Source organism: Haladaptatus pallidirubidus (genome assembly GCF_020700235.1).
GTDB classification, from domain to species: Archaea; Halobacteriota; Halobacteria; order Halobacteriales; family Haladaptataceae; genus Haladaptatus; species Haladaptatus pallidirubidus.
The window spans coordinates 661,781-679,185 of the sequence record NZ_CP085301.1; the positions used below are offsets into that span (position 1 = coordinate 661,781).

At 60.6% G+C, this 17,405-nt stretch carries 20 protein-coding genes; 15 read left to right on the forward strand and 5 right to left on the reverse strand.

Going from position 1 to position 17,405, the window contains the following annotated elements:
- Positions 1-304: 304 nt before the first annotated feature.
- Complete coding sequence (locus tag LIX15_RS03790; protein WP_227776175.1) at positions 305-1,225, reverse strand: KaiC domain-containing protein; 921 nt, start codon at positions 1,223-1,225, stop codon at positions 305-307.
- Between the two features lie 293 nt (positions 1,226-1,518).
- Between LIX15_RS03790 and LIX15_RS03795 the strand changes: the two genes are divergently transcribed.
- The 6 genes from LIX15_RS03795 to LIX15_RS03820 all read left to right on the forward strand — a co-directional run bounded on the left by LIX15_RS03795 (position 1,519) and on the right by LIX15_RS03820 (position 7,793).
- Positions 1,519-2,343 (forward strand): NAD(+)/NADH kinase, encoded by an 825-nt coding sequence (locus LIX15_RS03795; RefSeq protein WP_227776176.1) that lies wholly within the window; start codon positions 1,519-1,521, stop codon positions 2,341-2,343.
- A gap of 80 nt (positions 2,344-2,423) precedes the next feature.
- Positions 2,424-3,362 carry a GTP cyclohydrolase MptA gene (gene mptA / locus LIX15_RS03800; RefSeq protein ID WP_227776177.1) on the forward strand — a complete coding sequence of 313 codons (939 nt, stop codon included), beginning with the start codon at positions 2,424-2,426 and terminating at the stop codon, positions 3,360-3,362.
- 489 nt (positions 3,363-3,851) lie between these two features.
- A complete protein-coding gene (locus LIX15_RS03805; protein WP_227776178.1) occupies positions 3,852-5,231 on the forward strand; it encodes an NAD(P)/FAD-dependent oxidoreductase in 1,380 nt (459 codons plus the stop codon).
- A gap of 98 nt (positions 5,232-5,329) precedes the next feature.
- Positions 5,330-6,499 (forward strand): inorganic phosphate transporter, encoded by a 1,170-nt coding sequence (locus LIX15_RS03810; protein ID WP_227776179.1) that lies wholly within the window; start codon positions 5,330-5,332, stop codon positions 6,497-6,499.
- 123 nt (positions 6,500-6,622) lie between these two features.
- Entirely contained in the window at positions 6,623-7,276 is a 654-nt protein-coding gene (locus LIX15_RS03815; RefSeq protein ID WP_227776180.1) for a DUF5828 family protein, read from the forward strand.
- Between the two features lie 79 nt (positions 7,277-7,355).
- On the forward strand, positions 7,356-7,793 hold the full coding sequence (locus tag LIX15_RS03820) for a universal stress protein (RefSeq protein WP_227776181.1): 438 nt from the start codon (positions 7,356-7,358) through the stop codon (positions 7,791-7,793).
- A 74-nt stretch (positions 7,794-7,867) separates the two neighbouring features.
- Here LIX15_RS03820 and LIX15_RS03825 read toward each other — a convergent pair whose 3' ends face one another.
- Complete coding sequence (locus tag LIX15_RS03825) at positions 7,868-8,452, reverse strand: DUF6149 family protein (RefSeq protein ID WP_227776962.1); 585 nt, start codon at positions 8,450-8,452, stop codon at positions 7,868-7,870.
- 158 nt (positions 8,453-8,610) lie between these two features.
- On the opposite strand from LIX15_RS03825, the gene LIX15_RS03830 reads away from it, so the two are divergent.
- The 4 genes from LIX15_RS03830 (at position 8,611) to LIX15_RS03845 (ending at position 11,622) form a co-directional block, all read left to right on the forward strand.
- A complete protein-coding gene (locus LIX15_RS03830; protein WP_227776182.1) occupies positions 8,611-9,855 on the forward strand; it encodes an NAD(P)/FAD-dependent oxidoreductase in 1,245 nt (414 codons plus the stop codon).
- A 594-nt stretch (positions 9,856-10,449) separates the two neighbouring features.
- The gene (locus LIX15_RS03835) at positions 10,450-10,707 is read left to right on the forward strand and encodes a DUF7979 domain-containing protein (protein ID WP_227776183.1); all 258 of its coding nucleotides are present in this window, start codon (positions 10,450-10,452) and stop codon (positions 10,705-10,707) included.
- A 53-nt stretch (positions 10,708-10,760) separates the two neighbouring features.
- The gene (locus LIX15_RS03840) at positions 10,761-11,174 is read left to right on the forward strand and encodes a DUF7124 domain-containing protein (protein ID WP_227776184.1); all 414 of its coding nucleotides are present in this window, start codon (positions 10,761-10,763) and stop codon (positions 11,172-11,174) included.
- Between the two features lie 85 nt (positions 11,175-11,259).
- Positions 11,260-11,622 (forward strand): hypothetical protein, encoded by a 363-nt coding sequence (locus LIX15_RS03845; protein ID WP_227776185.1) that lies wholly within the window; start codon positions 11,260-11,262, stop codon positions 11,620-11,622.
- A 60-nt stretch (positions 11,623-11,682) separates the two neighbouring features.
- Here LIX15_RS03845 and LIX15_RS03850 read toward each other — a convergent pair whose 3' ends face one another.
- Positions 11,683-11,910 (reverse strand): hypothetical protein, encoded by a 228-nt coding sequence (locus LIX15_RS03850; RefSeq protein WP_227776186.1) that lies wholly within the window; start codon positions 11,908-11,910, stop codon positions 11,683-11,685.
- A 179-nt stretch (positions 11,911-12,089) separates the two neighbouring features.
- On the opposite strand from LIX15_RS03850, the gene LIX15_RS03855 reads away from it, so the two are divergent.
- The 3 genes from LIX15_RS03855 (at position 12,090) to LIX15_RS03865 (ending at position 13,922) form a co-directional block, all read left to right on the forward strand.
- Entirely contained in the window at positions 12,090-12,623 is a 534-nt protein-coding gene (locus tag LIX15_RS03855) for a DUF5815 family protein (RefSeq protein ID WP_227776187.1), read from the forward strand.
- Positions 12,624-12,677: 54 nt separating this feature from the next.
- Positions 12,678-12,929 (forward strand): hypothetical protein, encoded by a 252-nt coding sequence (locus LIX15_RS03860; protein ID WP_227776188.1) that lies wholly within the window; start codon positions 12,678-12,680, stop codon positions 12,927-12,929.
- 105 nt (positions 12,930-13,034) lie between these two features.
- Positions 13,035-13,922: a Vms1/Ankzf1 family peptidyl-tRNA hydrolase gene (locus LIX15_RS03865; protein ID WP_227776189.1), complete on the forward strand. Its 888-nt coding sequence runs from the start codon at positions 13,035-13,037 to the stop codon at positions 13,920-13,922.
- A 12-nt stretch (positions 13,923-13,934) separates the two neighbouring features.
- Here the strand turns inward: LIX15_RS03865 and LIX15_RS03870 are convergent, their stop codons facing one another.
- Both LIX15_RS03870 and LIX15_RS03875 read right to left on the reverse strand, forming a co-directional pair.
- On the reverse strand, positions 13,935-14,141 hold the full coding sequence (locus LIX15_RS03870) for a hypothetical protein (protein ID WP_227776190.1): 207 nt from the start codon (positions 14,139-14,141) through the stop codon (positions 13,935-13,937).
- Between the two features lie 60 nt (positions 14,142-14,201).
- Positions 14,202-15,080: a homoserine kinase gene (locus LIX15_RS03875; protein ID WP_227776191.1), complete on the reverse strand. Its 879-nt coding sequence runs from the start codon at positions 15,078-15,080 to the stop codon at positions 14,202-14,204.
- A gap of 271 nt (positions 15,081-15,351) precedes the next feature.
- Here LIX15_RS03875 and LIX15_RS03880 point away from each other — a divergent pair, with 271 nt between their 5' ends.
- Positions 15,352-16,365: an N-acetyltransferase DgcN family protein gene (locus LIX15_RS03880; RefSeq protein WP_227776192.1), complete on the forward strand. Its 1,014-nt coding sequence runs from the start codon at positions 15,352-15,354 to the stop codon at positions 16,363-16,365.
- Entirely contained in the window at positions 16,362-17,396 is a 1,035-nt protein-coding gene (locus LIX15_RS03885; RefSeq protein ID WP_227776193.1) for a dipeptide epimerase, read from the forward strand. Before LIX15_RS03880 ends, LIX15_RS03885 begins: the two co-directional genes overlap by 4 nt.
- Positions 17,397-17,405: the final 9 nt, after the last annotated feature.

Here is a 17,405-nt window from a genome sequence, read left to right on the forward strand (position 1 = left end):
CAACCGTCCGAAACGAGCGACGCGAGTTTTTCGGCGAGCGCGGTATGCAATCGACGTAACCGGCAAAAGTCGACAAATGGCACGACCAATAGACGCGGGAATTTACGCAACCGCCCGAAACGAGCAATCTACACAACCGCGGACGGCCAGCACACCCACCGCGAACGAGTGAGAAGCGACAGCGACGAGTGAGCGGACCGACGACTGGAAGGAGGAGTGTTTTGGTCCAGATTTTTCCAGGGAAGAAGGCCGAGACGAGTGCTATATGGCACTCGTCTCGGCTCCCGATCGCAGAAAAAGGTGGTTAGAAAAGATTAGCCTGCTGATACACGCTGATACCTTCGTCGGTGATGTCGTAGGGTTTGATTTCGCGGGAGTGGTTCGCGTCCCGAATCTTCTGTATTTCGACCGCGAGTCGGGTTTCGCGGAAGTCGTCTGTGCCCCGGACGTATTGGAGCACGAACACGGCGTCGGTGAGGTATTCGATGATACCATGGCGGGAGGCGTAGGGATTGTCGTCGCTGGCCTCGCTCGTCAGCATGGTCGTCACGCCCGCTTCCTTCAAATTGCGGGGGAAATCGTAAATCTCGTTTCGACGCGTCGCGCGCTCTTCGTACATCATTTCGAGCAGCGAGACGGAGTCGAGGACGAGGCGTGTCGCGTCGAAATCGCGGATAAGTTCGGGGAGTTCGCTCTGGATGCTCGACAGTGAGTTGGCCATTTCGATGGGATCCAAATCGACGATCGCGAGCAGACCGTCTTCGACGTACTCGTCGTAGGGGCAGCCCTTCTCCGTTGCGCTATTGACGATTCGTTCGTGGCTCTCCTCTAACGTGACGTAGACGGCACTTTCACCTTGTGACAGCACGTGGTCTAAAAACTGGAGTCCGAAGGTGGTTTTTCCGGTTCCGGCGTTACCGATGACTACCATCAGGGTTCGCTCGGGGACGCCGCCCTGAATCATGCTGTCGAGGCCGTCGATTCCGATGTCGGTTCTGGGAATGTTGGATTCGAAATCCTCGTCATCGAAGCTACCGGTGTCGAATCCACCGCTATCGAAACCATCACCGTCGAACCCGCCGCCGAAATCCGGTTCGCTTCCGGAACCTGCGCCGGGTGCGTTCGAAAGCGCGGATGCGAAGTCGTCGTCGAACAGCGACTCGCCGTCGGAGGAATCCGACGTGTCGATGTTTCTCGTGTCTTGCTCCGCACTGGGGGTTGCCATCTCGTCCGCGCCGACCCCCGGGCCGTCCGCGGAGAAACCTTCGGTTCCGTCGGTCGAGGATTCGGACGAGCCGGATACGTCGGGAAAGTCAGGAGAATCGGACGTTTCTACCGGTTCGTCGTCAGTACCGCCGTCAGGATTTGGCGACGGGAAATTCGGCGCTCGCTAGCTTTGCTCGTGCGCACCGAATTCGGGATTTGGACGGAAATCCTCATTATCCTGTCACTGGAACCCGGCGCAAATTAATGTTCGTGTCGGCGGCTTTTTGAGCGCCGGGCGAGAACGAAGTCGTGATGAACGTCGGTATCGTCGCGCAGAGGGGAAACGAACGGGCCGCGACACTCGCAGGGCGATTGCAGGAAACGCTCACGGAGGAGAGCGTAGCAGTTCGAATCGACGCCGCGACCGCCGAGCAGTTGGGCACTGACGGAGTCGATGTTTCGCGAATGGCAGAAAACGACCTCGTCGTGAGTATCGGCGGCGACGGAACCTTCCTGTTCGCCGCCAGCGGAGCGGAGGGGACGCCGATTCTGGGCGTGAACCTAGGAGAGGTCGGCTTTCTCAACGCCGTCGCGCCGGAGGAAGCAGTCAACGAAGTGTGCGCGGTCGTTTCTGAGTACCACGAAAACGGAAAAATCCCGTCACGGGCGGTACCGCGCCTTCGGGCGAGCGGGGAAGGCGACTGGTCGGTTCACCCCGCACTGAACGAAATCGTCGTGCAGGGCGCACAGCGCGGTCACGGCCAAGGACTCGATTACGAAGTTCATATCGACGGCGTCGAGTACGGCGGCGGGCACGCCGACGGGGTTCTGGTTTCGACGCCGACCGGAAGCACTGCGTACAATCTCAGCGAGGGTGGCCCGCTAGTGCACCCCGGTGTCGCTGGGCTGGTGTTGACCGAGATGTGCGCGAGCAATCCCATGCCGCCGCTCGTTTTCGACGCGAATCACGACGTCGTGATTCGCGTCGAAAACGCGCCGTTCGTGGTCGTCGGAAGCGACGGAACGCAGGTCCGAATCGAACCGCCCGAGACGATTACGGTGTCGCTCGCGCCGGAACCCGCCCGCATCGCCGGGCCGTCCACGAACTTCTTCGGAGCACTCTCTAAGTTGGATTGAGGGACTAACTGCCGGAAACCTATCGGGAAGGAGTGCCGGAAGCGGAAGCCTCTAATTCTGTCTCTCACAACAGAGGGACAATGAAACAGCAACTCCCCGACGTGCAGGCCACGGCACCCGACGTGACGGTCGGGTTGAACCGAGTCGGCGTGACCGGCGTGGAAAAGTTGGTCGAAATCGCCCGTCCCGGCAAGCGACCCTACGTGCTGACCGCCGAGTTCGACGTGCTGGTTGACCTCCCGAGTTGGCGTAAAGGCGCGGACATGAGCCGAAACATGGAGGTCGTGGACGAAGTCCTCGAAGACGCCGTCAGCGAACCGACCTACCGCGTCGAGGACGTGTGCGGCGACGCCGCGGAGCGACTCCTCGAGAAACACGACTACACGACGAAAGCCGAGGTCAGCATGGAAGCGGAGTTCATGGTGCGGGATACGACGCCCGAAAGCGGTCGCCCGACGCAGGCCACCGTGGACATCATCGCCAGCGCGACCGCGACCGAGGAGGAGACGAAGGAGGAAATCGGCGCGCGCGTGACGGGCATGACCGTCTGTCCCTGCTCGCAAGGCATGATGAGCGGCCGAGCGAAAAAGAAACTTCTCGACCTCGGCGTCGGCGAACAGGAGGTCAAAGAGTTCCTGCGCGAAATCCCACAGGCAGGGCACTCCCAGCGCGGGCACGCTACCCTCACCGTCGAAAGCGTCGGCGCACCGGAGGTAGACCTGCACGAACTCATCGAAGTCGCGAGAGATTCCATGAGCGCCCGCATCTACAATCTCGCAAAGCGCCCCGACGAAGACCACATGACGTTTCAGGCGCACGCCGACGCGAAGTTCGTCGAGGACTGCGTGCGCGACATGGCCCACGGCGTGGTCGAACGGTTCCCCGACCTACCGGACGACGCGGTCGTGACGATGAAACAGAGCAACGACGAGTCCATCCACCAGCACAACGCCCACGCAGAGCGTATGGCCGAGGTCGAAACGCTTCGTGAGGAAGTTACGGAATCGCGCGACGAATAGCACAGTTCGAGAGCCGTCGGTTCGAAATTCTACCGCAATCGAACGCCGCCGACGTACAGGGCGTTATACAGGATGAATCCGGCGATGGCAGTGTAGAGGACGTGGGAAGAGAGTGGCGTCGGCCGCCCAGTCGATAATGCTGAACGCGATGAATCCGAGAACGAGCCCGAATAGCTGGCGGGAGAGGGGGGGTGTTGATTACGTAGATAGGGCCGATGACGTGTCGAGTGCGGGCGGTAGAAGCGTCGGAGGGCATCGTTTACGCTACGACTCGTCGGTGCCAAATAGTTTATCAGTTCGACCCGACTGTTTTCCTACCGATTTCGAACCGCGAGGCAGAAGGCGTAGTGGCCGAAAATAGCCGTTTACACGGCGTGTTCCGTCCGAATTCACCACTATCGTTCCCTCATCGAGAACCGTTTCGAAAAACGTACCTACCAGATTTCCGGGTCGTAACACGTATTCCACGGGCCACCGAACCGGACAGGTATGATAGGTATCGTCGGTGGGGGAATCGCCGGATTGGCCGCCGCCTACCGCCTCCAACAACACGATTACGACGTGCAGGTGTTCGAAGCGAGCGATGACCTCGGCGGACTCGCCGCGACCTACGAGACGAACGGCGACCGAATCGAGAAATTTTACCACCACCTCTCCGCGTCCGAGGAGACCATCATCGATCTCATCGATGAACTCGGACTGGGCGACGACTTGGAGTGGCCCATCGGGAAAAACGCCTACTACGTAGACGGCGTCGTTCACCCGCTCGACAAGCCGTGGGAAATCCTCGCCTACCCGCACATGAGCGCCTACGACAAGTTCCGGTTGGCCCTACTGACGCAGGAAATAGACGTTCGGGGCGGGATTCCGAAGTTCGACACCTACGAACGACTGGAGGATTTCGAGGACGTGCCGATAGACCAGTTCCTCATAGAGCACACCTCCCGCGGCGTCTACGAGAATTTCTTCGGGCCGCTTCTAGACGCGAAATTCGGAAGCAGAAAGGAAGACGTGAGCGCGGCGTGGCTCCTCGGACGTATCAAGTTCCGGGGCGAACGTGACCTCCTGCGGGGCGAACCGCTGGGCTACCTCCGTGGCGGATTCGGCCGCCTCATCGACGCCCTCATCGAGGAAGTCGGCGAGGAAAACATCACGACGGGCGTGCGCGTCAGCGACATCGACACCGAGGGCGGAGCGGTTCGGTCACTCACGACCGAAGCGACCCAAGTCGTAGAAGCCACTGTCACAGATGGAGGGACGGCGAGCGACGAAACCGTGACCGAAACGCACGACGTGGACGGCGTCGTCGTCGCGGCGATGCCGAACGTCCTCGAAGGACTCACGGGCTACGAGTGCGACATCGACTTCCAGGGGGCGGTCTGCGCGCTCGTGACGATGGACGAATCGTTAACCGACACCTACTGGCTCAACATCGGCCACGACGCACCGTTCGGCGCGCTCATCGAACACACGAACTACATCCCGCCGGAGCGATACGGCGGCGACCATCTGCTCTACGTCGCGAGCTACATTCAAGACTACGAGGAAGAGTTGTGGCAGATGGACGACGAGGAAATCGAAGACCTGTGGCTCTCCCACATCGCGGAAATGTTTCCCGACTGGAACCGCGATTCGGTGAAACAGTTCCGCCTCGCGCGGAATCCGCGCGCCGCGCCGGTGTACGAACGCGGCTATCTCGACTTGGTGGTTCCCTACGACCTCGGCGACGACATCGCGGACGGCATCTACTACGCCGGAATGGCGAGCAAGGCCCAGTACCCCGAACGCAGTCTCAACGGCGGTATCGTCGCTGGTTACGAATGCGCCGACAGAATCGCGGGAAGAAAGCAGGTTATCAGTCCCGAATAAACTGCCGTCGGTTGCCGTATCGTTCGGGCACGATTTTCGCCACGCGAATATGGTTTCGTGCGTGAACTTTTGCCTGTCCGTCGCTAGTGTGACCTATCATGGTTGGGGTCGAGCAGATAGCGGTTTTGAGCGTCGGCGCGGCGGCGAGTTTCTTCATGGCGTGGACAGTTGGGGCAGGGTGGACCCCCTACGCTCCCAGCGTCGGCGCGCGAACGATGACGATTATGCGCGCGGCTTTCTTCACGGGCCTGTTCGGTATCGCTGGGGCGGTGTTGCAGGGCGCGAACGTCACGGAAGCGATGGCCGCCGGACTCATCGAGGGCGTGGCGATTTCGCCGATTGGGGCGGTTATCGCGCTCACCGTCGCAGCGGGACTGGTCGCAATCGGCGTCTTTACGGGGTATCCGCTGGCAACCGCGTTCACCGCGACGGGGGCGGTTATCGGCGTCGGACTCGCCCTCGGCGGACAGCCGGCCTACGCGAAATATCAGCAAATCCTCCTGTTGTGGGTGTTAACGCCGTTTCTCTGCGGCGGGGTCGCCTACGGACTCGCGCGCCTGATTCGCCGGGACGACGTACCCGACGAGTACACGATTCCGCTGTTCGGCGGCTTGGTCGGAATCATACTCGCAAACTCGCCGTTTACGTTTCTCGCACCCGAGAGCGGTGGGGCGTCGATTGCGGCCTTTTTGTCGGACGAACTGTCGCTCTCGCCGCTATTCGGTCTGATCGTCGCGACTCTGTTGGTCGGCGTCCTAATCGGCGGCGTCCTCCTACTGGAAGTCCGGTCGAGCGTCAGGCGAGGCCAGCGCCATCTGCTGTTCGGAATCGGCGCGCTGGTCTCGTTTTCGGCGGGGGGCAGTCAAGTTGGTTTGGCAGTCGGACCGCTCGTACCGATGCTCACGCCATTGGAACTGCCACTCCTCGTCGTCCTCGTCTTCGGCGGTCTGGGCGTCATGTTCGGCGCGTGGATGGGCGCGCCGCGGATGATAAAAGCACTCGCGCGGGATTTTTCATCGCTCGGACCGCGGCGAGCGACCGCCGCGCTGATCCCGGCGTTCGCAATCGCTCAGACCGCGGTGCTGTTCGGAATTCCCGTCTCGTTCAACGAAATCGTCGTGAGCGCCGTGGTCGGAAGTGGATACGCCGTCGGTGGCGAACGGACGAGTACGAAAAAGATGACGTACACGGTTCTCGGCTGGGTCGTCTCGCTGCTCCTCTCGTTCGTGTTAGCGTTCGGGCTACTGACGCTCGTGAAGATGCTCTAACTCGGGTTCACTTCGGCGTACGTCGTCACGACTATCTTTTCCGGTGCGGTCGGCTTACGCCAACCGTCAGTGCTCCATTCTTTGTCAGAAATGTAGATGCCCGTAGCGAGCGTTTTACACGATATGGAGGAGAGCGTCGCGGGGTTCAAACAGCAAGGAGATTGGGTTACCATCGTCGAACACGGCGAACGAATCACGAAGGCCCTTTCTGACGAAGGCGTCGAAGATTCGGATTCGAACTTCGAAGAGTGGAACGAATGGCGACCGAAAGTTCACGAACGTCTCCGCGAGGACGTGAAAGAAAAAACTGCGAAGCAGGCGAGTCCGTCGGAAGGGGAGGGAGAAAAGGCCGGAAAATCCCCGACCGAGGACGTTGATGCCGCGGGCGACGAACTCAAGGATTCGGTGGCGGAACTCGCGGAGGGAGACGTAGAAGACGCGGTCAAGGAGGGTCAGGAATCGGTCGAGCGTGCGAGTCGCGCGGTGGACACGGCGGGGCGCAAAGCACTGCGGGCGGTGGAGGAGACGGTGTACAAACACGTCATGACGAAGGTTTCGCCCGTGTACTTCGACAACGAACTCGTCAGCGCCAACGTCGAGCGGACGCGGGACGCAGACCAACGGTACGTCTTCGAGGTGAACGTCAACGACGACGACCTCAAAGACCGCGTCCGCGAGCGTCTCGAAGAGTACGAAGAGAGAAAGCGGTGGCGCGGAGAGGCCAAAAAAGAGACCGAATCGGTGGAGGCCGCGGAGGGAACCGAGTCTCCCGAATAGGAAAGCGAGTTGGTTCAAGCTCGTTGAAGTCCGGACAATAGACGACAATCCTATGCGAGATTGTCGCGAATGAGTACTAATGTACGAACGAATCCTCATCCCAATCGACGGAAGCGAAGCGGCCGAGAACGCGATTCCGCACGCGCTCGACTTAGCTGAGACGTACGATGCGGGCCTGCACACTGTTTCGGTCGTGGATACGAGCGACGCCGAGCAGGACGAAACGCGCGAAGCAATGTTCGACGAATTCGAGGCCCAATCGCGGGAGATGGTCGAAGACGTGATTCGGCAAGCGGAGGGACGGGATATCAAGACGACTGCCGGGTCGATTGCCGAGGGAAAGCCACACCGGGCGATTCTCGACTACGCCGACACCCGCGACATAGACATTATCGTGATGGGGACGCACGGTCGAGGCGGTATTCGGTATCCGCTTCGCCGCAGCGTCACGGAAAAAGTAATTCGGCGCGCGACGGTGCCCGTGGTGTGCGTTCGACTCGGAAAGGGCGAAAAATAGAGTGAAGTGGGAACCGCAACGGGCACTGACCGCGATGAGAGTTGATTTCGAATCGCAGGATCGAATCGAAGCGTCTACGCCTCGCCTTCGTCCACGCCGACCGCATCCGAAATATCAACGTCTTCGGGTTCTTCTTGACCGCCGATTCTGACCTCGCCGTCGTCGCCTTCGACGTACACGTCGTCCGCGAAGCCTCCTTCGGCGTGGGGGTGCTCAGGATTGTCCAGCTTTTCCGGCGTCGACGGCGCTTCGGGCATTTCTTCGGGTTCGAACTCGCCGAGGGGGTCGGCGATGGTGATTCCGTGGCACTCGAAGAACGTCTCGTAGCGTTCGTAGTGTGCTTCGAGTTCGTCGCCGGGGAACTCCATCATCTCCGTCCATCCGTGGTTGTAGAAATCGAAGTTGGCCTGAATGTGCGTGATTTCGCGGGCTTCCGCCTCCGGCGCACCTTCCTGAAGCGCGGCGAGGTAGGAGTCCATCGTCGCGCCGAAGAAGGCGTCGAGGCGTTCTCTGCGCTCTTCTTGATGGTCTGGGTCTGCCTTCTTCAGGAAAATTTTCGTGTGGAAGTCCACCAGTTTCGATTTCACCACGTCGCTCACGACGGGCAATTCGAGCGCCTTTCTCGACGCGAAGTGGCGGGCGTTCTGACGGATTTTCATGGACGGGTGTTGGGACGCGAGCGTCTTCAACGTCCCGGCACGTTCGTCACGGTGACGGGCGAGGGAGGCCCCGTTCCGGACGCAGGTGGTCGTGTTGGCGTTTGACATCGATATCGAGATAGCAATCCACTTTAACCCTGACGCAGAACTTCTCCCACATGAGCGAATCGTACGTAATCATCGGCGACGGTATCGCGGGCAGTTCCGCGGCGGAGACCATCCGCGAAGCCAAACCCGACGCTGACGTTGCCGTCATTACCGACGAGGGAGAGGCCCTCTACAACCGGATTCTCATCAAGGAGTTCGCCAAAGGAAAGCTCCCCGAAGCACCGATTTCCATCCACGAGGAAGACTGGTACGCGGAGCGCGACATCGACCTCGAACTAAACACGTTCGTCACGCACATCGACGCCGACGCACACGAAGTCCACACCCACGAGAGCGGCACCTTCGAGTACGACAAACTGCTCATCGCCACGGGCGGCACGCCGACTCAACTACCGGTGGACAACAGCGATGCGGACGGAATCCACCACTTCTGGACGTTCCAAGACGCCCGTAAAATCGCGGAGAACGCGGAACAGGCGGATACCGGCGTCGTCATCGGTGCCGGTCTGCTCGGCATCGACCTCGCCGCGATTTGCGGCGAACAGGACGTCGACGCCCACTACATCATGCGCGGTAATCGCTGGTGGCGCTATGGCCTGAGCCTCGACGGTGCGGAAATCATCCACGACGCCCTCGAAGAGAAGGGCGTCACGCCGGTTCTCGAAAGCGGCGTCAACGGTTTCAAAACGGACGACGACGGCAACGTGGTCGCCACGCTGGACGCCGAGGACAACGAGTACGAAAGCGAGTTCGTCGGCGTCGCCATCGGTCTCAACTTCAACACCGAATACCTGCAAGGGAGCGGCGTGAAGACGGACAACGGCGTCGTCGTCGACCAGTACATGCAGACCAACGTCGAGGACATTTACGCCGCTGGCGACATCACGCGCTACTACGACGTAATTTTGGACGAGTACGCCCAGAACGGGTCGTGGGGTAGCGCGAAACAGCAGGGTGCCGTCGCTGGCAAGAACATGGTCGCGGACGACGACGAAAAAGAGGAGTTCCGCTGGGTGTCCTCCTACTCCATCACGCACTTCGACTTCCCGTTCCTCTCCTTCGGATTCCCGACGCTGGGCGACGACGAATGCGAGGCGAAGTACAGCGACACCGAATGGCGGCGACTTTCCTTCAAAGACGGCAAACTCATCGGCGGCGTCCTCATCGGCGACATCGCGCCGCAAGGCAAGTACAAAGACCTCATCCGGAACGAGGTCGAGGTCGCAGACCAGAAGGATATCCTGCTCGAAAAGGAGTTCGACCCGGACAAACTCGCACTCCCGCAGGAACAGTAGGCGGTCGATTTACGAACGATTTCCATTCCTTTGTCGATGATCTGTAATCAGTGACAGTCATCGAGAACAACGAGAGAAATCGTCTCCGTCTGGAGTGGATCTCTCGTAGCAGGGATACTGACGTGGTACTTCGACTCGACGCCATGGGTAACGACAATTCAGCAGACTGCACTGATTCCTCTGTTGGTCGCGTTTTCTCGTCTCTCCATTTCCGCGTCGGAAACCGCACTGCTCCGGCGGAGGTCCGAACTGTCGAGGCTTCGACGAGCGCTCTTTCTCACGGGATTCGCCCTCTCGCTGTTCGCGGTGGCGGGATTCCTTATCAGTCCACTCGTCGGTATTCTTCCGGTAGTTGCGAGGGACGGCGATTCTTTGCTTTTGGATACTGACGCCGATTCTCGCGGTCGTCGTCTACGACCGGCTTTTCGGTCGGAGTCGGTCGTTTTGAGGGGGTAAAGCGGTGCAGTCGGACGAGATAGATTCAGACTCCAGATAATATAGAGACATATTTTTCGACAGGTGTGATATTCCATAGTTTGTTTAGCGTCCACCACAACGTTTAAGAATCCCCACGACAATTGGTATCATATATCAATGGCTTCGAACACAACAACTAGCGTTGACGCCGTGCCGAGCGGCGGAGCGAACAGCCTCGTCGTCCGCCGAACCGAAACCGTGGCTCCCGAGACGCGAGTCCGCCACTTCGACGAGTTGAGCGAGGAGGCACAGACCCTCCTCGCGAAATTCGACGGCGAGGAGTCGGTGGTGCCGATTACGCAGTCGTTGGCGGACGACATCAATAGCGACACGACCGTCGTGTTCATCGACTACTACCGACTCACCCTCGCGTAAGTCACGGCAGAACAACCGAAGCCGTTTTCTCCGGCAGGACGGGATGTAAGGACATGAACGGAAGCGGAGAGATGACGCTGGCGTTCGAGCTGTCCGCGCTCAAGGCACTAGCGAGTCCCGGCACGGTGTTCGACGACGCCCGCAGATGGACCCAGTACGTCGGCGTCATCTCCGACCAACCGACCTACGTGGTGACGAACTTCACCCGAAAGAACCGCATTCGGCAGGATTTCTTCTCCGGGCCGAAAGGAAAAGCCGCGAGTTTGGACAGCGTTCGGTCGCAGTTCGACACCGACCGCCACGTCTTCGTCGGCGTCACCGACGATGACCGCGAACTCGCGGAAGACCACGACTGGGAGTTCCTGCACGTCGAAGACGCCGCGGAGGCCGCCGAGTGGGCACTCACCTCGGACGACGACGGCGACGATGGCGCGGTGGAAGAGGACGTCCGCGACGACTGGCCCTAACGATTGGATTTGGCGGATGGGGGTTTTCGAGAAACGTATTGTACCAGCGTTGCCAAGAGGGATTTTGACGGTACGTTGACCCTAGTTGCCGACCGTCGGCCCGCCGCCGGAAGAGCAAAGCTCTCCCGAGGTAGTTACGAACGCGGAGCGTTCGTCACATCCGAAAAATTTCCGGTTTTTCGGGGCATCAAAATCGCTCCGCGATTGTGAGACGCCAGGGGTCCGGTGCGTGACTGATTGGCACCGCGTATCGGAAGCCGAGTTTCCGAAAAAGCGGCGACCCGAATTGGTTGACCGGGCGCGCATGCGCGTCCGGCTTCTCGCGGCCTGGGGGCGACGGGCGAACCGAGAGGCGAGTGACCGCAAGGAGCGACGAGTGGGGGCGTGGCCTACGGTTCGTGACTTCTGCGGTCGTCGCTCCACCAAAACCAACGTCACGCGGGCGTGACCGACAGTCGCCATCTGCAACGGTCACGCCAGTAAAATCGGTTTCACGGCGTGTACCCACCTACAACGACTGCCGACCTCGTTCGGTAATCTCGTAACAGCACCAGTTCGAGTTGCAGATGAGACCGCGTTCCGCGAGCGCCCGACAGCGCCGCGCCGTCAGGAGGCCGGGGAGGGAGAGCTCTCGTTCGATGTCGAGTCGAACCTGCACGCCCTCGGCGTCGAGCAGTCGGAGGATTCGCTCGTCGGTCGGCTGTAGTCGGTCGGGAACCTCGCTTACCTGTGCCATAGGAGACGATATTTTTCCGCCACCAAGTAGCTCGCTAAGATGGCAATATATCCCGACCCGTTCGACCCGAGAGATATTGTTCGATACCTCGACGGTCTATGTATATGTTTGATGAATGATGGAACAGGAACCGAGAGACAATCACGTCGTTTAAACTCGTAAAGGACAAACGGGAGGTTATGGCAGAACCGCGCGTACCGGGAGGCAAGGGTGCGAGGCTCGACCTCCCATGTGGCGAGTCAGTCGCCGTCCACGAACTCGACATGGGAATGCGCGAGTACGACTGCGACTGTGGCAAGTCCCACGCAGTCGTGATGGATATCCACCCTCCCTCACGATTCGTTCCCGAATTTCTCGTGGACATCCTCCGTGAAACCGTCGAAACGACGGACGATGCGGGAGAGTTCGGAACCCTGCACATCATGGGCGTCGTACTGGAGGAGTTCCCGAGCGAAGTCGTCGCCGAGGACATGATGGAAAATCCCGAAGTTGGCTACGGAATGGTGTGGCTCACCGACTTCGACTCCCGACGACTTCACGAAATCGTCGTGGAACTCATCGTGGAGCTGATGGAACACGCCGTCAGCCACGCCGAGGACGAGGACGCGATGAGTAAGTTCGAGGCGGATATGCTCAATTTCGACGTGGCGGAATTCGTCGACCAGTACCGAAAAGAGCGCGATTTCACCGGGCCGCACGACCGGCCCGCGTAGAGTCTGACACACGTCTGACTGAAGATTAAAGTGCACACATAACTAGTACGGAATATGTACGCTCGTGGGCAGGAGTTCGACCGGATTCAGGCGGTCATCGCGGATGCTGGAGCCGACCGGCCCCTCACCGCGCGTGAAATCCTCACACTGCTCGACGAATACGAAGAGAACCTCGACGGGAACCACGGGGGGAAATTCGAAAGCGCGCACGAAGTCGCAACCGTCCTCGGACGACAGGCGCAACACGGGGACGTAACCGTGATTCGTTCGTCACCCTACCGGTACCAATTCGGCGAACGTCTGTAAAGTTCTCTGCTACGTCCCACCGTCGTCTTTCGTTTTGACGGTCGGCCCCTGTTCCCGTTTTCAACACACCAAACTACAAGAGCGTAGCCCACGCGCTTCGAGTCGATGTTGGACGAGTTGCTCGGGCGCGCGGAGTTGAAAGAACGAATCGACGCCCTCGAAGAAGAGAAACATCACCTCGAACGACAACGGGACGCCGAAAAGGAACGGCGAGCGGAGGCGGTCACCGAGCGACAGCAGGCGGAAGAGCGGGTCAACCGCCTCGAAGACCGAATCGAGGAACTCGAAGACCGCGTCGAGCGACTGCGCGGCGACGACGGTGACCTCGATTTTCGCGGCGTCGAAACCCTCCGCGGGAAGCGACTGGACGCGGTTCTCTCCCGGCTGGGGTCGGTCGAGGCGGAACCCGAAGGTGCGCTGACGGCGATGGTCGATGGCAACCTCCCCGGCACGATTCGGGAGGCGTTCGACGACCACGCACCGCTCGTTTCTCGTGCCGTCCCCGGCGTCGTCGTGACCGACGACGCAGGACTCGTTAGCGGCGTCCTCGTTCCGCCAAATCCGCCGGAACCGTTCGTGACGTGGGACGACAGCTTCGAGTTCGAAACCGACTGGTTCCGTCCGGAAGGGAAATTCTCGCTGGCGCTCGTCCGCTCCGACCTGTTCGCCATCGGCGAGTACGACGGGCGCGACCGCCGGTCGGTTTCGGGATTCGAAAGCGACGTGAAAAGCGACCACTCGAAGGGCGGATTTTCGCAGGGGCGGTTCGAACGCAGACGGGACGCCCAGATAGACGAACATCTGAAACGCTGTCGGGAGGAAATCGAAAATCGGGATGCCGAACGGTTGTACGTCGTCGGCCAGCGAACGCTTCTGCCGGAGTTCCGAAAGCAGGCCCGGCTGACGAAACCGGTCGATGCCACGGGCGACCCGGAGGACGCGCTGGAGGATGCCTTTCGGGAGCTGTGGACGACGCGCCTGTATCGAATTTAGGACGCGGTTCAGCTACTCGATTTCGGCGTGGAACAGCAATCGACCGCATTCGGGGCACATCCGCGTTCGAACGGATTTCGTCTCGCTCATCCCGAGCGACCCGAGCAACCCCTCCCTGCGCTCGTTCGTTTTGACGTGCGGTTTCCACGCGTCGTTCATCCCGAATTTGACCGGTTCGAGCGTGACGCTACAGTCAGGGCAACGGTTTGGTTCCGTCATACCGTCACCTTTCTGATGGAACACCGTGGCTGTTACGCTGTCGGCGGAAGTCGTTCGTCGCTACCGGAAAATCGTCGCGCCATCGCCGATCGAGGTCTGGTAGGCGCGCGCTTCAACATCGACGTCGAAAAAGGCATCCAGCATCGCGCTCGCGACCGAACCCTGTCCACCCTCGCGACAGACCGCGAGGACGCTCGGTCCGGCACCGCTCACGGCGACGCCGGTCGCACCCGCGGAAAGTGCGGACTCCCTCACCGCGTCGAACCCCTTGATGAGCGGTTCCCGCGCGCCGGTGAGGGAGTTGTTCCGCAGTCCTTTCCCCACGAGTTCGGGGTCGTCTCGGAACATCCCCGCGGTGAGCGTCGCGGCGTCGCCGACCGTTCCGACGAGTTCGCCGATTCCGACGGATTGGGGGACGACCTGCCGCGCGTCCCGCGTCGAAACGACGATTTCGGGGAGACAGGCGACGATCGGAATCGAAGCATCGACCTGCGTCACGTCCTCGTCGGTGACGATGGTAAATCCGCCGAGAATCGCGGGTGCGACGTTGTCCGCGTGGGCCTCACCGGAAACGGCGGCTTCTCCCTCTGCGGCGACGCGAACCAGTTCGGTCGGCGTGAGCCCGCAATCGTAGAGTTCGTTCAGTGCGACCGCGGCGGCCGCGGCGCTCGCGGCGGACGACCCGAGGCCGGACGACGGACGGACTCCTTTGTCGATTTCGATGTGCGCGGGCGCGTCGAGTTCCTCGGCAACGACGCCCGCGGTGTTTTTCGCCGGATTTTCCGGGATGTACTGTCGACCGACTCCCGTGACCTCAATCGTCGTCTCGTCGGCGCGCTCGACCCGGACGACGTCTGCGGGCCGCTCCAGCGCCAATCCGAACACGTCGAATCCGCTTCCGAGGTTGGCGCTCGTCGCAGGTGCCCGCACAGTGACCATGGCTTACGTTTAAAAGGCTCATTGAAAAACCTTCGCCTAGCATCGGGATTTGAGAGACAGGGTAGGAAGCGTCTGCGAGAGAATCGAGTAATTCGGATGGGATGACGCCGAGAGCTAGCAGCCACAAATCCAGAAACATCCCCTCCAGAGGATAGTAAGAATGGACGTGTGACTTCAATCGAAACGCGCCATCGAAGAAACCAGACAGCGCGCTGAAATCCCGTTACCGATAGGGCAGGGCTTTAAGCCACCGTGCCACCACCGCACACGCATGCAGGTGGCCATACTCGCTCACGAGAAGTTTCCCGGGCGCGCCAAAACCGCGGTCGGAATTCTGCGCTACGCCGACTACGAGGTCGAAGCGGTTCTCGACCGCGATCGACCCGGCGAGCGCGTCAGTGACTATTTGTCGGACGTGCAGGACGCACCCATCGTCGCCGGAATGGACGACGTATCGGACGTGGACGCGCTGGTTATCGGTATCGCCCCGATCGGCGGCGGCTTCGACGATTCGTGGCGCAACGACGTGCGCACGGCGCTCTCTCGCGGCTGTGACGTGATTTCGGGACTCCACTACTTCCTCGAAGACGACGAGGAGTTCTCCCGACTCGCCGAGGAAAACGACTGCGACATCTGGGACGTGCGCAAACCGCACGACGACCTGACCGTCAGTCAGGGCGTGGCGAACGGAGTGGACGCCGAAATCGTGCTGACGGTCGGCACCGACTGCTCTGTCGGGAAGATGACCGTGACGCTCGAACTGCTCGAAACGGCCAAAGAACGCGGAATCAACGCCGGATTCATCCCGACCGGCCAAACAGGAATCATGATCGACGGCTGGGGTAACCCAATCGACCGCGTGGTGAGCGATTTCACCGCCGGGGCGGTCGAAGAGATGATTTTAGAGCGCGGCGACGACTACGACTACCTGTTCGTGGAAGGACAGGGAAGCATCGTCCACCCCGCCTACTCCGCCGTAACGTGCGGCATTCTCCACGGGTCGATGGCCGACAAACTCGTCCTCTGTCACGAAGCAGGGAAAGAGGTCATCCACGGTTACGAATCGTTCTCGCTCCCGTCCATCGAGGAGTACGTCTCGCTGTACGAGAACCTCGCGCGACCGGTGCAGGAAGCCGAAATCGTCGCGGGCGCACTCAACACATCTGGAATCGAAGACGGCGAGTCGGCCCGAAAGGCGGTCGAATCATACGAAAGAGAACTCGGAAAGCCAGCGAACGACCTCGTTCGCTTCGACGCCGACGACGTGCTGGAGGCGATTCTGTGACCCTCTCGACCGACTACGAGCGACTCTCGCTTCCGCTCGAACACGCCTTTACGATTTCGCGGAGTACACAAACGACCGCCGAAAACATCGTCGTCCGAATCGAAGACGACGAGGGCAACGTCGGTATCGGCGGTGCCGCACCCGCCGACCACTACGGCGAGACGGCCGACACGGTGGAAGCCGTTCTGCCCGACCTGTTAGATGTCGTGGAATCGGTGGACGACCCCCACGCCCTCGCCCGAATCGAACGGGAGATGAAGGAAACGGTGAACCGAAATCCGTCCGCGCGCTGTGCAGTGAGCATCGCGCTCCACGACCTCGTGGCGAAGCGGGCCGACCTGCCGCTCTATCGCTACTGGGGACTCGACCGCGAGGACACGCTCGAAACCTCGTTCACCATCGGCATCGACACGACGGACGTTATGCGCGAGAAAACGGCGGAAGCACTCGAAGCCGGATACAACACGCTGAAGGTGAAAGTCGGCACCGACCGCGACGGAGAAATCGTCGGCGCGATTCGTGACGAGGCTCCCGACGCGACGATTCGCGTGGATGCGAATCAGGCGTGGAGTCCCCGCGAGGCGGTACGAAAAATCGAGGTTCTCGCGGAGTACGACGTGGAGTTCGTAGAACAGCCCGTTCCCGCCGAAAATCCCGATGCGATGCGATTCGTTCGCGAACGCTCCGCCCTGCCGATTGCGGCGGACGAATCCTGCGTGACGCTTGAAGACATCCCGCGAATCGCCGGAAAGACCGACATCGCCAATCTGAAGCTGATGAAATGCGGCGGCCTCCGCGAAGCGATGCGGATGATTCACACCGCCAAAGCGCACGGCATGGAGGTCATGCTCGGCTGTATGATCGAGAGCAACGCGAGCATCGCCGCGGCCTGTCACTTCGCTCCGTTGCTCGACTACGCGGATTTGGACGGGTCGCTACTGCTCGCCGAGGACGAGTACGATGGCGTCCCGATGCCGGACGGCGTTATCTCCCTCGAAACCAGGCGACCCGGAACCGGCGCGCGAAGGTAGTTCCCCGCT

Bases quoted from the DNA above. Each gene is read 5' to 3' on its own strand.
- LIX15_RS03790 (WP_227776175.1), bottom strand. From the start codon at position 1,225: ATGGCAACCCCCAGTGCGGAGCAAGACACGAGAAACATCGACACGTCG.
- LIX15_RS03795 (WP_227776176.1), top strand. From the start codon at position 1,519: ATGAACGTCGGTATCGTCGCGCAGAGGGGAAACGAACGGGCCGCGACA.
- mptA (WP_227776177.1), top strand. From the start codon at position 2,424: ATGAAACAGCAACTCCCCGACGTGCAGGCCACGGCACCCGACGTGACG.
- LIX15_RS03805 (WP_227776178.1), top strand. From the start codon at position 3,852: ATGATAGGTATCGTCGGTGGGGGAATCGCCGGATTGGCCGCCGCCTAC.
- LIX15_RS03810 (WP_227776179.1), top strand. From the start codon at position 5,330: ATGGTTGGGGTCGAGCAGATAGCGGTTTTGAGCGTCGGCGCGGCGGCG.
- LIX15_RS03815 (WP_227776180.1), top strand. From the start codon at position 6,623: ATGGAGGAGAGCGTCGCGGGGTTCAAACAGCAAGGAGATTGGGTTACC.
- LIX15_RS03820 (WP_227776181.1), top strand. From the start codon at position 7,356: ATGTACGAACGAATCCTCATCCCAATCGACGGAAGCGAAGCGGCCGAG.
- LIX15_RS03825 (WP_227776962.1), bottom strand. From the start codon at position 8,452: ATGAAAATCCGTCAGAACGCCCGCCACTTCGCGTCGAGAAAGGCGCTC.
- LIX15_RS03830 (WP_227776182.1), top strand. From the start codon at position 8,611: ATGAGCGAATCGTACGTAATCATCGGCGACGGTATCGCGGGCAGTTCC.
- LIX15_RS03835 (WP_227776183.1), top strand. From the start codon at position 10,450: ATGGCTTCGAACACAACAACTAGCGTTGACGCCGTGCCGAGCGGCGGA.
- LIX15_RS03840 (WP_227776184.1), top strand. From the start codon at position 10,761: ATGAACGGAAGCGGAGAGATGACGCTGGCGTTCGAGCTGTCCGCGCTC.
- LIX15_RS03850 (WP_227776186.1), bottom strand. From the start codon at position 11,910: ATGGCACAGGTAAGCGAGGTTCCCGACCGACTACAGCCGACCGACGAG.
- LIX15_RS03855 (WP_227776187.1), top strand. From the start codon at position 12,090: ATGGCAGAACCGCGCGTACCGGGAGGCAAGGGTGCGAGGCTCGACCTC.
- LIX15_RS03860 (WP_227776188.1), top strand. From the start codon at position 12,678: ATGTACGCTCGTGGGCAGGAGTTCGACCGGATTCAGGCGGTCATCGCG.
- LIX15_RS03865 (WP_227776189.1), top strand. From the start codon at position 13,035: ATGTTGGACGAGTTGCTCGGGCGCGCGGAGTTGAAAGAACGAATCGAC.
- LIX15_RS03870 (WP_227776190.1), bottom strand. From the start codon at position 14,141: ATGACGGAACCAAACCGTTGCCCTGACTGTAGCGTCACGCTCGAACCG.
- LIX15_RS03875 (WP_227776191.1), bottom strand. From the start codon at position 15,080: ATGGTCACTGTGCGGGCACCTGCGACGAGCGCCAACCTCGGAAGCGGA.
- LIX15_RS03880 (WP_227776192.1), top strand. From the start codon at position 15,352: ATGCAGGTGGCCATACTCGCTCACGAGAAGTTTCCCGGGCGCGCCAAA.